This is a genomic window from Streptomyces sp. NPDC091292 (genome assembly GCF_044757265.1).
Classification (GTDB): domain Bacteria; phylum Actinomycetota; class Actinomycetes; order Streptomycetales; family Streptomycetaceae; genus Streptomyces.
Window position 1 is genome coordinate 181,631 of record NZ_JBIVUQ010000001.1, and the last position, 13,852, is coordinate 195,482.

At 70.6% G+C, this 13,852-nt stretch carries 13 protein-coding genes; 10 read left to right on the forward strand and 3 right to left on the reverse strand.

The features are described 5' to 3' along the window. Positions 1-2 precede the first annotated feature (2 nt). From ACIQNU_RS00745 to ACIQNU_RS00755, 3 genes are read left to right on the forward strand one after another with little or no spacing between them, the layout of a single operon-like run. Positions 3-3,221, forward strand: a complete 3,219-nt coding sequence (locus ACIQNU_RS00745; RefSeq protein WP_401359263.1) for a helicase-related protein — start codon at positions 3-5, stop codon at positions 3,219-3,221. Position 3,222: 1 nt separating this feature from the next. Beyond that, complete coding sequence (gene drmB, locus ACIQNU_RS00750; protein ID WP_401359265.1) at positions 3,223-5,082, forward strand: DrmB family protein; 1,860 nt, start codon at positions 3,223-3,225, stop codon at positions 5,080-5,082. A 24-nt stretch (positions 5,083-5,106) separates the two neighbouring features. After that, on the forward strand, positions 5,107-5,532 hold the full coding sequence (locus tag ACIQNU_RS00755) for a very short patch repair endonuclease (RefSeq protein ID WP_401359268.1): 426 nt from the start codon (positions 5,107-5,109) through the stop codon (positions 5,530-5,532). Between the two features lie 10 nt (positions 5,533-5,542). Here ACIQNU_RS00755 and ACIQNU_RS00760 read toward each other — a convergent pair whose 3' ends face one another. After that, complete coding sequence (locus ACIQNU_RS00760; protein ID WP_401359270.1) at positions 5,543-6,592, reverse strand: hypothetical protein; 1,050 nt, start codon at positions 6,590-6,592, stop codon at positions 5,543-5,545. Between the two features lie 127 nt (positions 6,593-6,719). Here ACIQNU_RS00760 and ACIQNU_RS00765 point away from each other — a divergent pair, with 127 nt between their 5' ends. From ACIQNU_RS00765 to ACIQNU_RS00795, 7 genes are all read left to right on the forward strand, one after another. Beyond that, positions 6,720-7,496: a class E sortase gene (locus tag ACIQNU_RS00765; protein ID WP_401359273.1), complete on the forward strand. Its 777-nt coding sequence runs from the start codon at positions 6,720-6,722 to the stop codon at positions 7,494-7,496. After that, positions 7,493-7,699, forward strand: a complete 207-nt coding sequence (locus ACIQNU_RS00770; RefSeq protein ID WP_401362335.1) for a DUF3311 domain-containing protein — start codon at positions 7,493-7,495, stop codon at positions 7,697-7,699. The genes ACIQNU_RS00765 and ACIQNU_RS00770 overlap by 4 nt, the downstream gene beginning before the upstream one ends. Continuing rightward, a complete protein-coding gene (locus ACIQNU_RS00775) occupies positions 7,696-9,264 on the forward strand; it encodes a sodium:solute symporter (RefSeq protein WP_401359276.1) in 1,569 nt (522 codons plus the stop codon). Before ACIQNU_RS00770 ends, ACIQNU_RS00775 begins: the two co-directional genes overlap by 4 nt. Positions 9,265-9,327: 63 nt before the next feature. Further along, positions 9,328-9,666: a DUF6412 domain-containing protein gene (locus tag ACIQNU_RS00780; protein ID WP_401359278.1), complete on the forward strand. Its 339-nt coding sequence runs from the start codon at positions 9,328-9,330 to the stop codon at positions 9,664-9,666. A gap of 117 nt (positions 9,667-9,783) precedes the next feature. Continuing rightward, positions 9,784-10,623: a YidC/Oxa1 family membrane protein insertase gene (locus ACIQNU_RS00785; RefSeq protein ID WP_401359281.1), complete on the forward strand. Its 840-nt coding sequence runs from the start codon at positions 9,784-9,786 to the stop codon at positions 10,621-10,623. Next, positions 10,620-11,543 carry a sigma-70 family RNA polymerase sigma factor gene (locus tag ACIQNU_RS00790; protein WP_401359284.1) on the forward strand — a complete coding sequence of 308 codons (924 nt, stop codon included), beginning with the start codon at positions 10,620-10,622 and terminating at the stop codon, positions 11,541-11,543. Before ACIQNU_RS00785 ends, ACIQNU_RS00790 begins: the two co-directional genes overlap by 4 nt. A gap of 164 nt (positions 11,544-11,707) precedes the next feature. Continuing rightward, the gene (locus ACIQNU_RS00795) at positions 11,708-12,565 is read left to right on the forward strand and encodes a fumarylacetoacetate hydrolase family protein (RefSeq protein ID WP_401359287.1); all 858 of its coding nucleotides are present in this window, start codon (positions 11,708-11,710) and stop codon (positions 12,563-12,565) included. 68 nt (positions 12,566-12,633) lie between these two features. Here ACIQNU_RS00795 and ACIQNU_RS00800 read toward each other — a convergent pair whose 3' ends face one another. Both ACIQNU_RS00800 and ACIQNU_RS00805 read right to left on the reverse strand, forming a co-directional pair. Then, positions 12,634-13,482: an endonuclease/exonuclease/phosphatase family protein gene (locus ACIQNU_RS00800; protein ID WP_401359290.1), complete on the reverse strand. Its 849-nt coding sequence runs from the start codon at positions 13,480-13,482 to the stop codon at positions 12,634-12,636. Then, positions 13,479-13,781 (reverse strand): aldo/keto reductase, encoded by a 303-nt coding sequence (locus tag ACIQNU_RS00805; RefSeq protein ID WP_401359292.1) that lies wholly within the window; start codon positions 13,779-13,781, stop codon positions 13,479-13,481. The genes ACIQNU_RS00800 and ACIQNU_RS00805 overlap by 4 nt, the downstream gene beginning before the upstream one ends. Between the last annotated feature and the right edge of the window lie 71 nt (positions 13,782-13,852).

Sequence of the window (13,852 nt, forward strand, 5' to 3'; positions counted from 1 at the left end):
CGATGGCCGACCACAAGGAGCACTACCGTTTCCGCGGCGAGCTGGTGGACCGCCTCAAGGCGGATCTGCTGGGCCCCACCGGTGCCCGCGCCGACTCCGTCGAGACGCTCCACGACTGGCCCGTCACGACCTACGCCACCGGGGTGCTCTTCCCCCGTTCCGAGGGCGAGGACCTGGCCGGTGAGGAAGCCGCGGAGAAGGACCACGACGACGCGGACTCCACGTTCGGCGTCGACGAGGTCCCTGACACCGGGGTCACCCTGGCCCACGTCCGGAAACCGTCGGCGACGGGGATCACCTTCGCCGTCGACCCGGCACTGAGCGGCACCGTTCGGATAGCCGCGACCGCCGCCGTGTACGACCCGGTCGACGGGCAGGGGGCGCCGACGGTGCCCAAGCGACTGGAACGGCGGGCCACCGGCGGTCAGGACCTGGAGTGGCGCCGTCGCCCCCTCGACCTGCCCGTCACCCCGGTCGACGTCTCCCGGCTCGACCACGAACCGGTGAAGCTGGCGGCCGGGCTCGAACTGCGCCTCCGGGTACGCCCGCCGAGCGGCCCGCGGGGGATCGTCGCGGTCACCGCGACCCTCGTGAACACCCATGTGGTCGGGCAGAGCGACATCAAGGACACCCACTGCTTCTTCCAGACCGCCCTGCGCATCGACGTACCCGATGCCGTGCCGGCCCTGGTGGAGCGGCCCGCCGAAGGTGGCATCGACGACGAGACACGGCTCAATCGCCTGCTGCATCGGCACGTCCCGGCCTTCGCCACGGGCCACGGCTGCGCGGCCGACTGGGACTGGACGCCGCCCGCTCCGGGCGTCCGGGATCTCGACAACCGTCCGGCCGGCGTGGCTTCCGTGTGGACGGAGTCCGTGCCGACCTACGAGGTCCTGCTCACCGACTCCAACCCGGACATCGACGACGAACGCCTCGGGATGCAGACACTCGCCACGGCGACGCCGCAGGAGGTGACAGCTTCCCTCGGGGCCCTCGTCGAGGCGTACGGCCGGTGGATCGACGCGCGACAGGTCGACGCCGAGGCGCTGCGCGGCGGCCCGTACGGTGACACGGAATACCTTCGACTCGCCGTGGAACAGCTGGAACTGTGCCGGACGGCGCAGCGTCGCATGGCGGCCGGTGTACGGCTCCTGGGCACCGACCGGCGGGCCATGGATGCCTTCCGGAAGGCCAACGAGGCGATGGCCCTGCAACGCGGCCGTGGGCTCTGGATCCGCGGAGCGGCGGCGTCCCCGGAGCCCCAGGGCACGTGGCGACCCTTCCAGATCGGTTTCCTGCTGCTGTGCCTGAACGGCGTGGTGGACCCTGACCATGCGGACCGTGGCGTCGTCGACCTGCTCTGGTTTCCCACGGGTGGCGGCAAGACCGAGGCGTACCTCGGACTGATCGCCTTCACCGTCTTCCATCGACGCCTCCGCAGCGGTACGGCGGGGGGTGGGGTCACCGTGTTGATGCGGTACACCCTCCGGTTGCTCACCCTGCAACAGTTCGAGCGGGCCGCCCTGTTGATATGTGCCATGGATCGTCTCCGGGCCCTGGAACCCGAACGATTCGGCACGGAACCCGTCTCCATCGGGATGTGGGTCGGCAAGGCGGCCACGCCCAACACACTGGAGCAGGCTCGGACCGCGCTGCTCAGGCTGGCGGCCGGAGAGACCCTTCAGGAGGAGAACCCCGTACAACTCAGCGCCTGCCCTTGGTGCGGCGCGCCCCTGGGCGTGGGCAACTACAGGGCCGACCCTGACGCAGGGGTCATGACGATCACCTGCCCGACCGACGACTGCGCCTATCGGCACGGGCTCCCCGTGCACGTCGTGGACTCCGAGCTGTACCGGGTCCGCCCCACCCTCGTGGTGGCCACCGCCGACAAGTTCGCGCGCGTCGCCTGGCGCGAGGACGTCGCGGCGCTGTTCAACAGGGACACCGGCAGCGTCGGCACGCCGCCGCCCGAGCTGATCGTCCAGGACGAACTGCATCTCATCTCAGGCCCGTTGGGAACCCTCGCCGGGTTGTACGAGGCGGCAGTCGACGTGGCCTGCGACCGGCCGAAGATCATCGCGTCGACCGCCACGATCCGAAGGGCGCATCGACAGGGGAAGGCGCTCTTCGACCGCGAGGTCGCCCAGTTCCCACCGGCGGGGCTGGACGCCCGTGACTCCTGGTTCGCCGTCCAGGCCCCGGCCGAGCGGCAGGCGTCACGGCGGTACGTCGGTCTGCTCGCCCCGGGCATCTCGCAGGCCACCCTGCTGATCCGGGCCTACGCCTCGCTGCTGCACCATGCCCGGCAGATCGACGACGACTCCGCGCGGGACGCCTATTGGACGCTGATCGGCTACTTCAACAGCCTCCGGCTTCTCGCCGCTGCCGAACTCCAGGTGCACGCCGACGTCAACGAACGTCTCAGGACGCACGCCGAGCGGGACGGGTGCGAGGCACGCCAGGTGGTCCCTGGAGAACTCACCAGCCGTGTCCCGTCGAGCGAGATCCGACCGCGCCTCGACGCGCTCGCGAGAACCTACGGGTCCGGTACCGCGCAGGACGTGGTCCTCGCCACCAACATGATCTCCGTCGGCGTCGACGTGAACCGGCTCGGGCTCATGGCCGTCATGGGGCAGCCGCAGACCACGGCCGAGTACATCCAGGCCACCAGCCGTGTCGGTCGACAGCACCCAGGTCTCGTGGTCACGCTCTTCAACGCCGCGAGGTCCAGGGACCTTTCGCACTACGAGGACTTCGTCGCGTACCACTCGGCGTTGTACAAGCAGGTGGAGTCCACCAGCGTGACGCCTTGGTCCGCCCGTGCACGGGACCGGGCCCTGCACGCCGTCTTCGTCGGTCTCGCCCGGTTGACGCTGCCGGTCGCGCGGAGCAACGGAGCCGCGGCCCATGTGGCCGCCTTCGAGGAGCAACTGCACGAAATCCGCGCCGAACTGGTCGCCAGGGTCGGCAGGATCTCCCCTGACGAGGCCCAGGTCACCGACACCCAACTCCGTGCATTCGTACGGAAGTGGTCGAACCTCGCCGCGAGCAACGAACGGCTGCTGTACGAGGCGAAGTTCTCCTTCAGCCCGAGTCCCGACCGGCACGCCGACACGGCGCTGCTCCGCACCCACGCCGACCAGGACCTCGAAGAGGCCGAGGCCACGCTGTGGAGCCTCCGCGACGTCGACGTCGAGTCCGACCTGTATCTGGAGTACTGACATGGCGCGTCGATCATCGGCGAAGAGCAACGGCAACGTGTCGGGGCGCGAGACCAGACGCAAGCCGTTGGGCGCGGTACGCCGGGCCCAACAGATCACCACGTACGGCGTCGGGTCCATGATCGCCATCGGCGACCAGTCGTACATCGTCAGCGGCCTGGACACCTGGGGGGTGTACGGAGAACCCGATCTGCGGGAGCCCCGCCTCGAACAGCGGCTGGGCGTCGCCGGGTTCCGGCTGCCGCCCGCCGCTCCGGCGCCCACCGGGAACGGCGTCAAGGTACGTCGCTTCCCTCAGACGTACTCGTGCCCCAGGTGCACGGACCTGAGGCCCTTCAGGGACTTCGGAACGCGACGGAACGAGAACGTCTGCGGCGAATGCGGGGCCCCGCTGACGCCGTCCCGTTTCGTCGTCGCGTGTGCCGACGGACACCTCGACGAATTCCCCTACTGGCGTTGGTTGCACGCGCGCCGGAGTGGGGAGAGCCGGGTGCACCGGGTCTGCGACCCGAGGAAGGCCGAGCTGAAACTCAAGAGCGAGGGTCGTACCGCCACGCTTCGGGGCATCGTGATCAAGTGCGACTGCGGCGAACAAGGCTCGCTGGAGGGCGCGTTCGGTCGGGACGCCATGGCGGCGCTGGCCATCGGTTGCCGAGGCGGGCGTCCCTGGCACGGCGCGGACGCACGCGAGGCCGACTGCGACAGTCCGCTGCGCGTCCTCCAGCGTGGTTCGTCCGCCGCGTGGTTCCCCGAGGTGCGGTCCGCGCTGTCCATTCCGCCGTGGCACGACGAGTTGATGCAGCTCGTCATGGGACATCGGAAGCTTCTGCTGGGGGTGGACCCGGCATTGATCGGTTGGGTCGCCGGCAAGCAGGGCTGGCTCGACTCGGGCAGGTACACCGTCGACGACGTGGTCAAGGCCGTCCGGACCTTGGAGGACGCGACGACGGAGTCCGCGGGGGAGGAGACCGACGAGATCACCGAGCTGGAGGCGGGCAACAGGATCAGGCAGGAGGAGTACCACCAACTGTGCGCCGAGACGAAGGAACTGCCCGAGAACCGGCACTTCGTGTGCGTCCCCCCCGCCGGGACCGGCGGGAAGGTGGTCGTCCCGGGGATCGACAGGACGATGCTCGTCAAACGGCTGCGTGAGGTACGGGCCCTCCGGAGCTTCACCCGTATCGAACCGCTGATGCGGACCGAGGCGGACCGAGGCCGGGAGGTCGGCCTCGCGCTGAGCGACGAGATCGACTGGCTGCCGGCGATCGAGGTCATCGGAGAAGGCGTCTTCCTCACCCTGGACCGCGAAAAGCTGGCCGACTGGGAGTCGTCGGCGGGACACGGGTCACCGGCCGAGCGTACGGAGCGGATCAGACGCAACGACGAGCGTCAGCTGCGCACCCGGACGCGCGATCCACGGGAAGACGTGCGCTCACCGGTCACCACTCGCTTCGTCCTGCTGCACACGCTGGCCCACGCCTTGATCAACGAGTGGAGTCTGGACTGCGGGTACCCGGCTTCGGCGATCCGCGAGCGCCTCTACGTGAACGACGACATGGCGGGCGTTCTGCTGTACACGGCCACCAGCGACTCGGCCGGGAGTCTGGGAGGCATCATCGCCCAGGGTGAGCCCGAGCGCCTGGCCGCGTCACTGGGTTCGGCGCTCAAAAGGGTCTCGTGGTGTTCCGCGGACCCGCTGTGCATGGAGGCCGACGCCAGCGGTGTCAACAGCCTCAACCTGGCCGCCTGCCACGCCTGTGTCCTGCTTCCGGAGACCAGCTGTGAGATGAACAACACGTTCCTGGACCGGGCGATGCTGATCGGCACACCGGACGGAAGGACTCCCGGTTTCTTCTCCTGAGCGGTCGTGGACCATGCTTGGTCCATGACACGTCCGCCCGTCGTCCCGTCGTCTCCGGATGTTTCCGGCCGCATGAGCCGCCAGGTGCGGCGGGACACGAAGCCCGAGCTGGCCGTACGGCGGCTGCTGTACGCCGGTGGCCTGCGCTACCGGGTGGAGCGCAAGGTGGTGGGCATGCCGCGGCGCACCATCGACATCGCGTTCCCGGGCCCCCGTGTCGCCGTCTTCATCGACGGCTGCTTCTGGCACGGCTGTCCCCGCCACGCCACCAGCCCCAAGGCCAACGCGGACTGGTGGCGGACCAAACTCGACAAGAACATCGCCAGGGACGCCGAGACGACGGCCCATCTGGAAGCTCGGGGGTGGACGGTCCTTCGCTTCTGGGAGCACGAGACTCCGGAGACGGTCGCCGCCCGGGTCGCCGAGGTCGTGCGCGCCGCGCGGGACTGACGCGGGCGGATCACTCCCGACCGAGCGGACCCCCGTGACACCCCCCATACCCCCGCCCAGACCCGCACCAGCAAACCTCCCCCCGCCCCGGCGGCCACGGGACGGCTCGGCCCCGGGCTGCCAGGGTGGTGGCGTACTGGGGGAGGAGGGACGGGTCTGAAGGGGGCGTCGACTCCGACGCCGCGAAGGCCTCGTATGACGGGACCGTGCCCGTGACGATGCCCAGATTCGCCGTGCCCGACGCCGCCAGCTCCCGCAGCGACGCCTCTATCGTCGCCAAGTGCTCCTCGTGGGAGGGGTATTCCTGGGCCAGCGGCGGATACGCGTCCACCAGCTCCGCCAGTTCCGCGGCCGGCCAGTGCAGGACCGCCACCGGGTACGGGCGCGACAACGCCTCCCGGTACGCGCCCAGTTCCGCCCGCAGCCGCGAGATCTCCGCCTGGAGTTCCGCCGGGTTGTCCGAGCCGAGTGACCACACCCGTTTCGGGTCGTGCAGTTCGTCCAGGGGGACCGGGCCGGTGTGGAGGTCGTCCGCCAGGGCGTCCCATGTGTCGTGGGCCTCGCCCAGCATGCGGCGTACGCGATGGCGGCCGAAGAGGACCGGGTGCGTCGCGTACGGCGGGGCCTCCTCCGCCGTCAGCAGCAGCGTCGCGGCGCGCGTGAACGTCTCGTGCGCCGCCTCCAGTTCGTCGTGCGCCTCCAGCGCCTCCGCCACGATCACCCAGGGCGCCGGATCCTTCGGCGCGGCAGCCCGCACGCCGTCGATGATCGCCCTGGCCTCGGCCTCGTGCCCGTACTCCCACAGGTTCGCCGCCTTCAGCGCCCGTACCAGCGCCGGGTTCTCCAGGGGGGCCGGCGGGGACGGGGCGAGCAGGAGGTCGTAGAGGGCGGTGGCGCGGGTGCGGGCGCCTGCCAGTTCGAGATGTGCGGCGGCTTGCACCAGCAGTTGTTCGGCGTCTTCGGGGTACCGCCCGGCCGTGCGCTCCAGGCGCTCGGCTTCGGCGATGTGGTCGACGGGGTCGGCGTTCTCGGCGTTCTCGGCAGGCGTGTCGCGGCGCATGGGTGACACCGTACTGCCGTACGTGTGCGCGGGGTGGGGCCGTACCGGCTCGTGCCTGGTGGGTTGCGCGCCCACCCTCTATCGTTCCGCCGGACATCCCCGGCGAAGGGAACCCTCCGTGTGGCGCGTGCGTTCCTCCGTCGTCGGGCACCGGCAACGCCGTCGCCGTGCCGTCGCCCGTCGCGCCCTGTGGAGCGGCGCCGAACTCGCCGTCACGCTCGGTGTCGTCCTGCTCCTCCTCGTCGCCCACCAGCTCTGGTGGACCAACCGCCAGGCCCGCGCCGACGCCCAGCGCACCGTCCGCGCCTTGGAGCGCGAGTGGGGTGACCCCGACGCGCCGGCCGGGTCGGCTGCACCCCACCCGCCGGACACCCCCGCCGTCAGCCCCGGCTCCCCCGACACCCGTACCGACGACCCCCCGCCCGACTCCCGCACCCCAACACCCCCACCCACCTGGGACCACGCCTACGCCGTCCTCACCATCCCCCGCCTCGGCCTCCGCGTCCCCGTCGCCCAAGGTGTCGGCAAAGCCGGTGTGCTCAACAAGGGGTACGTCGGGCACTACCCGGGCACCGCACAGCCGGGCCAGGCCGGGAACTTCGCGCTGGCCGGGCACCGCAACACCCATGGGGAGCCGTTCCGTTACATCGACCGGCTCAGCAAGGGCGACGAGATCGGCGTACGGACGAAGACCGCCACGTACACCTACGTCGTCGACAAGACGCTGCCCGAGACCTCCGCCGGGGACGGTGGCGTCATCCGGCCGGTGCCGCGCAGCCAGGTCCGTACCGGATACGGGTACAGCGAGCCCGGGTACTACCTCACGCTCACCACCTGCACCCCCGAGTACACATCGCGGTACCGGCTGATCGTCTGGGGAAAGCTCAGCTCCGTTGATCGATAGGCTCGCCTGCCGTGACACGCCCCCACCTTCTGTACCTCCTCGTCCCCTTCCTCCTCTTCCTCGTCGCCCTCCCCTTCGTCAACCGCGTCGAGCCGACCGTCCTCGGGCTCCCGTTCCTCTTCTTCTGGCTGCTTCTGGCCACGGTCGTGACGCCGTTCGCCGTCTGGCTGGCCTGGCGCGGCGATCATGGGGGCGAGTCGTGAACGCCGCCGTCGCCACCTCCGTCTTCGCCGCCTTCATGGTCCTCACCGTCGTCCTCGGCCTCCTCGCCGTCCGGGGCCGCGGCGGCGGGCAGGGCGGGCTCGCCGAGTGGTCGGTGGGCGGGCGCAGCCTCGGCGCCGTGTTCATCTGGGTGCTGATGGCGGGCGAGAGTTATACGAGTTTCAGCTATCTCGGCGCCGCGGGCTGGGGCTACAACTACGGCGCCCCGGTCCTGTACGTCGTCGCGTACATGTCGTGCGGTTACGCCGTCGGGTATCTGGTCGGGCCGATGCTGTGGTCGTACGCGCGCCGGCACGGCCTGGTCGGGATCAGCGACATGATCGCGCACCGCTACCGCAGCCCCTGGCTCGGCGCGGTGGTCGCCGTGCTGGTGACGGCCTGCCTGCTGCCGTACATCCAGCTCCAGATCACCGGCATGGGCGTCGTGGTCACCACCATCTCCTACGGCGCGATCAGCCTCGACTGGGCGTACTTCGCCGCCTTCGCCGTCACGACCGGGTTCGTCGTGGTCAGCGGGTTGCGCGGCAGCGCGTGGGTGTCGGTCCTGAAGGACGTCCTCGTGATCGGGACGCTCGTCTTCCTCGCCGTCTACGTACCGCTCCACTACTTCGGCGGCTACGGCCCCTTCCTCGACCGGCTCGTCGCGGAGAAGGGGGAGTGGCTGACGCTGCCAGGACATGGCGGGAGCGGCGGTGGCGGTGGCAGCGGGCTTGGGCAGACCTGGTATCTCAGTACGTCTCTCCTCAACGCCCTCACCGTCGTCATCTTCCCGACCACCGTCGCCGGCTACCTCGGCGCCCGCGACGCCGACGTCCTGCGCCGCAACGCCGTCTGGCTGCCCGCGTACAACGTCCTCCTCTTCGTCCCGATGATCCTCGGCCTCGCCGCCCTCTTCGTCGTACCGGGGCTGACCGGCGCCGGTTCGAACCTCGCCCTGTTCCGGCTGGTGGTCGACTCGCTGCCCGCATGGGCCGTGGGCGTCATCGGGGTCGCGGCGGCGCTCTCCTCGATCGTGCCGATGGCCGTGTTCATGCTGGTCATCGGCACGATGTGGGGGCGCAGCGTGCTGTCGCTCGTGCCACGGCTGCGGGCCCCGCGCCGCGAGAAGGCCGCCGCGCAGACGGTCGTGGTCGCCGCGGGCCTGATCGCCCTCGGCCTGACGTACGGGGCGCCCAACACCCTCGTACGGCTCTCCCTCATCTCGTACGAGGGTCTGGCGCAGCTCGTCCCGATGCTGCTGCTCGGCCTGGTGTGGCGGCGGCTGACCTGGGTGGCCGCCGTCAGCGGGCTCGCCGTCGGAGCCGTCCTCGTCTGCTGCCTCGTCTTCACCGGCAACGATCCGGTGTTCGGGATCAACGCGGGCCTCGTCGCCCTCGTCGCCAATCTCGCGGTCGCGCTCACCGTCGCGTACGCGGGGCCCGGCGACCGGGACGAGCGGCCGGACGGCGAGGTCCTGGCCCGCACGGACAGCGGGCTGCCCCGGCAGCGGGAGGGAGCCTCCGCCGAACAGGACGGGGCTCCTGCCCGGGGCGCGGCTCCTGTATAAACGGGGGGAGAGTCGGCGCACGCCGATTCGGACCGGGCGTACGAGAGAGAGGGGAAGGCGACCATGCGACGTACGGCGACCTCCCGGCCCTCGTCCCCGCTCCGCCCCGCTCTCCTCCTGCTCTTCCTCCTCACCGAGGTCGTCCTCGCCGACGTCCTCCTCGCGGAGACCGGCAGCCTCTCCGCCGTCGTCGCGTTCGCGGCCACCGCGGCGGCGGGCTCCGCGCTCGCCGTCTGCGCCCTGCTGACCTCGCGCTGCGCGCCCGCCGTGCCGCGTACCCGGGTCCGTACGGCCATCCGCGACCGCGAGCACCGCACCGCCTTCCTGCCGCAGCGCGATCCCGACGCCTCGGGGCGCCCGAGGCCCCGGGCGCCCGGCCGTCTCCTTGCGACGGCCGCGTAGGCGCTCGACCGGTTCGACCGGTATTACTCCCGCCGCCCGCGCGGCTCGTCCTACCGATCCCCTTCCCGGTACCCCGGGACCCGGTACGACGAGACCCCCGGAGGGCTCACCTCACCCATGTCCCTTTCGCCCATTTTCGCTGCCTTTTCCAGCCTGGTCGGCAACCTGGCCGACCTCCTGGAACCCGTATTCCACGCCTCGGCCGCCGCAGCCGCGATCGTCCTGTTCACCGCGTTCGTACGCCTCCTCGTGCACCCCCTGTCGCGGGCGTCGGCGCGCGGGCAGAAGGCGCGGACCAAGCTGGCGCCGCGGATCGCCGAGCTGCGCAAGAAGCACGGCAAGAACCCCGAGAAGTTCCAGAAGGCGGTGATGGAGCTGCACCGCGAGGAGAAGGTGTCGCCGCTGTCGGGCTGTCTGCCGAGCCTGTTCCAGTTGCCCGCGTTCTTCCTGCTCTACCACGTGTTCTCGACCTCCCGGATCGACGGCGAGCCCAATGAACTCCTCGGGCACACGCTCGGCTCCGCCGCGCTCGGCGCCCGCTGGAGCGGCGCGCTGTCCGACGGCGGGATCTTCGGCCCGGCCGGCCTCGTCTACCTCGCGCTGTTCGCGCTGGTCACGGCCGTCGCCACCTTCAGCTACCGGTTCACCAAGCGGCAGATGGCGGCGGCGCCGCAGCCGGTCGCGGTCGCCGGGGACGGGCAGCAGGTGCCGGGCATGGCCGCGATGACCCGTTTCATGCCGCTGATGTCGTTCATGACCCTGTTCACGGTCGCCGTGGTGCCGCTCGCCGCCGCGCTGTACGTGGTGACCAGTACGGCGTGGAGTGCGGTGGAGCGGTACGCGCTGTACCGGGACGTGTACCGGGACGCCGACGGCGGCGTGGTCACATCACAGGCGTCCCGTACGTCAGTCAGGTGGAATGGTGTGAAGGGCCTGGCGAGGAGGCGTACGGAATGACCGACGAGCGGGACGGGCTGGACGAGCGGCGGGACGCGCTGGCGTGGCGGTTCGAGGAGAACCGGCCTCGGCTGAGGGCCGTCGCCTACCGGATGCTCGGCTCGCTGAGCGAGGCGGACGACGCGGTTCAGGAGGCCTGGCTCAGGCTCAGCCGTTCCGACGCGGACACCATCGACAACCTCGGCGGCTGGCTGACGACGGTCGTCGGCCGGGTCTCGCTCGACATGCTGCGCTCCCGTGCGTCCCGCCGTGAGGACCCGCTCGACGTCCGCGTACCCGACCCGGTCGTCGGCCGGGACGGTGTGGCCGCCGACCCCGAACAGCAGGCGCTGCTCGCGGACTCGGTCGGGCTCGCGCTGCTCGTCGTCCTGGAGACGCTGGATCCGGCGGAGCGGCTGGCGTTCGTGCTGCACGACATGTTCGCGGTGCCGTTCGACGAGATCGCGTCGATCGTGGGGCGTTCGCCGGCCGCGACCCGGCAGCTCGCGAGCCGGGCCCGGCGGCGGCTGCGGGGCGACGGGAGCGGTACGCCGGAGCCCGAGACCGATCCGGGGCGGCAGCGGGAGGTCGTGGAGGCGTTCCTCGCGGCCTCGCGCGCCGGTGACTTCGACGCGCTGCTGGCGCTCCTCGACCCGGACGTGGTGCTCCGCGCCGATCAGGGGGCGGCGGATGGTTTGGGGCACGTGGTACGGGGTGCCCGGGACGTGGCGGGGCGGGCGCTGCTGTACCGGAGTCTCGCGGAGTTCTCGCGTCCGGCGCTGGTGAACGGGGTGCTGGGGTTGGTGACGGCGCCCGGGGGCCGGGTCACGGGGGTCATGGGCTTCACGGTCGTGGACGGGCGGATCGTGGAGCTGGATATTTTGGCGGATGTGGGGAGGTTGGAGCGGTTGGCGGTTTCGGAGGGGTGGGCGGGGTCGTAGGGCGCCGGGCGTCTGCTGTCCGCTGACTGGTGGTTGGTGGCTGGTCCAGTCCGTGAACGGGGTCTTGCGGAGTGGATCAGGGCGTCGGAGGATCGACCAGTCGTCCGATGTCCGCAACGCATCGGCCCGGCGCCCGCGCGACCTAGGATCCAGGGAGATTGACCATGAAGCTGCTGCGTGTCGGTACGGCGGGGGCGGAGCGACCGGCGCTCCTCGACGCCGACGGGACCTTGCGGGACCTGTCCGGACACGTCACGGACATCGACGGCGACCTGCTCGCGGACGATGCCGCGCTCGGCCGGATCCGGGCCGCGGCGGCGGCCGGTGAGCTGCCGGCCCTGGACGCCGACGGGCTGCGCGTCGGGCCGCCGGTGGCACGGATCGGCAAGGTCGTGTGCATCGGGCTGAACTACCACGACCACGCGTCCGAGACGGGCGCCGAGCCGCCGTCCGAGCCGGTCATCTTCTTCAAGGCGGCGGACACGGTGGTCGGTCCGCACGACACGGTGCTGGTGCCGCGCGGTTCGGTGAAGACGGACTGGGAGGTCGAACTGGCGGTCGTGATCGGCCGGACGGCCCGCTACCTCGCCTCGCACGAGGAGGCGTTGGCGCATGTCGCGGGGTACGCGGTGGCGCACGACGTGTCGGAGCGGGAGTTCCAGATCGAGCGCGGCGGCACGTGGGACAAGGGCAAGAACTGCGAGACGTTCAACCCGCTGGGCCCGTGGCTGGTGACGGCGGACGAGGTCCCCGACCCACAGGCGCTCTCCCTGAAGCTCTGGGTCAACGGCGAGCAGAAGCAGAACGGCAGCACGGCCGACCAGATCTTCCCGGTCGCCGAAGTCGTCCGCTACGTAAGCCAGTTCATGACCTTGTACCCCGGCGACATCATCAACACGGGCACACCGGCGGGAGTCGCCTTGGGCCAGCCGGAGCCGAAGCCGTATCTGAGGGCGGGGGATGTGGTGGAGCTGGAGATCGAGGGGCTGGGGCGCCAGCGGCAGGAATTGAAGCCGGCGTAGCCCTGGCGGGCGGCTTGACCGGTGCCGGGTTGCATTTTTCGGGTTGACTCCGAGGCACCCGGCACGCCTCACCCACGCCGCACCTCATCCTTCCCGTTCAGGGACGACGTGAGTGTCACGGCTGCGTGGTCGGACAGCGATGCGGTCCTCGGGGTCTGGTCGTACGCGCACGTCTGGATCAGGTTCGTGTGGGTGGTTGTGGTGAAGACGTGGTCGAAGCGGAAGCCCTGCCCGCTTCGGCCGAACCATGAGTACTCGGCGGCCGTCGGGTGGAGATGGCGGAAGGCGTCGGTGAATCCGGCCTTGGCGAAGGAGTCGTAGAAGGCGTACTCCCACTGTCCGAAGACCTTGTGTGGTGGCTGATGGCCGGGCTCGATGACGTTGAGGTCCCCGGCTACGACGACGGGCATGTCCGGGAAGACCTTGCTCAGGCCGGGCAGTGCCGTCGCGACGGCATCCTGGAAGGCCCGCTTGTCCTCGTTCCGGCGCTCCTTCGGTCCACGTGAGGGCACGTACAGGCCCATGACGCCCAACTCGCGGTCGCCGATCGTGACGACGGCGGCCGGCGCGCGGTGCGGCAGGAAGCTGATCCCGGCCTCGACGGGCTCCAGTTGAGCAGTACGGGAGGCCAGCACGGTGCCGAAGTCGCCATGGTGCCTGTCCGGGGCGATGACATGCGCGTAGCCGAAGTGATGCAGTGCCTCGACGAGTGCCGTGCCGCCGGGCCCTGCGCCGACCTCGGTGAGCACGACCAGGTCCGCGGTCTTCTGCCGACTGATCCACTCGACCTGTCGGTACGCGCGTGCGGGTGAGGCGTGCTGGGTGTTGAAGACGAGGACTCGGGCGTGCGTGGTCGACGCGGTGTGCTCCGGCTCTGCCGGGGTGAGAAGGGAGAGCTGGGTGGCGTCGTCGGTCACGGGGGTGCGTCCTTCTCGTCCACGAATACTTCTCCGGCGGCGTCGAGTTGCTGTTGGAGACGTCCGGCGGTCTCGCGGACGAAGTCGATGTCCTCGGGGCTGAGGGGTTCACCGATGGTCTTGAGGTTCTGGGCGACCTGCTCGGGGGTGGTGAAGCCGACGAGGACGGCGGCGTTGTCCGCGTGCTGGAGACAGTAGTGCAGCGCGACGCGGGTCAGGTCGCTCGTGGATGTCCCGAACCGTTCGCGCAGCGGGCGCAGGCGTCGCGCCTGGGAGGTGATGGGGCGTTCGTCGGTCATGCGTCCCGCCCTTCGGGTACGGAGGTGAGTCCCGCGCAGATAGATGCGCCGTAGTAGCCGTTGGAAGCCGT

Bases quoted from the DNA above. Each gene is read 5' to 3' on its own strand.
- ACIQNU_RS00745 (WP_401359263.1), top strand. From the start codon at position 3: ATGGCCGACCACAAGGAGCACTACCGTTTCCGCGGCGAGCTGGTGGAC.
- drmB (WP_401359265.1), top strand. From the start codon at position 3,223: ATGGCGCGTCGATCATCGGCGAAGAGCAACGGCAACGTGTCGGGGCGC.
- ACIQNU_RS00755 (WP_401359268.1), top strand. From the start codon at position 5,107: ATGACACGTCCGCCCGTCGTCCCGTCGTCTCCGGATGTTTCCGGCCGC.
- ACIQNU_RS00760 (WP_401359270.1), bottom strand. From the start codon at position 6,592: ATGCGCCGCGACACGCCTGCCGAGAACGCCGAGAACGCCGACCCCGTC.
- ACIQNU_RS00780 (WP_401359278.1), top strand. From the start codon at position 9,328: ATGCGACGTACGGCGACCTCCCGGCCCTCGTCCCCGCTCCGCCCCGCT.
- ACIQNU_RS00785 (WP_401359281.1), top strand. From the start codon at position 9,784: ATGTCCCTTTCGCCCATTTTCGCTGCCTTTTCCAGCCTGGTCGGCAAC.
- ACIQNU_RS00790 (WP_401359284.1), top strand. From the start codon at position 10,620: ATGACCGACGAGCGGGACGGGCTGGACGAGCGGCGGGACGCGCTGGCG.
- ACIQNU_RS00795 (WP_401359287.1), top strand. From the start codon at position 11,708: ATGAAGCTGCTGCGTGTCGGTACGGCGGGGGCGGAGCGACCGGCGCTC.
- ACIQNU_RS00805 (WP_401359292.1), bottom strand. From the start codon at position 13,781: ATGACCGACGAACGCCCCATCACCTCCCAGGCGCGACGCCTGCGCCCG.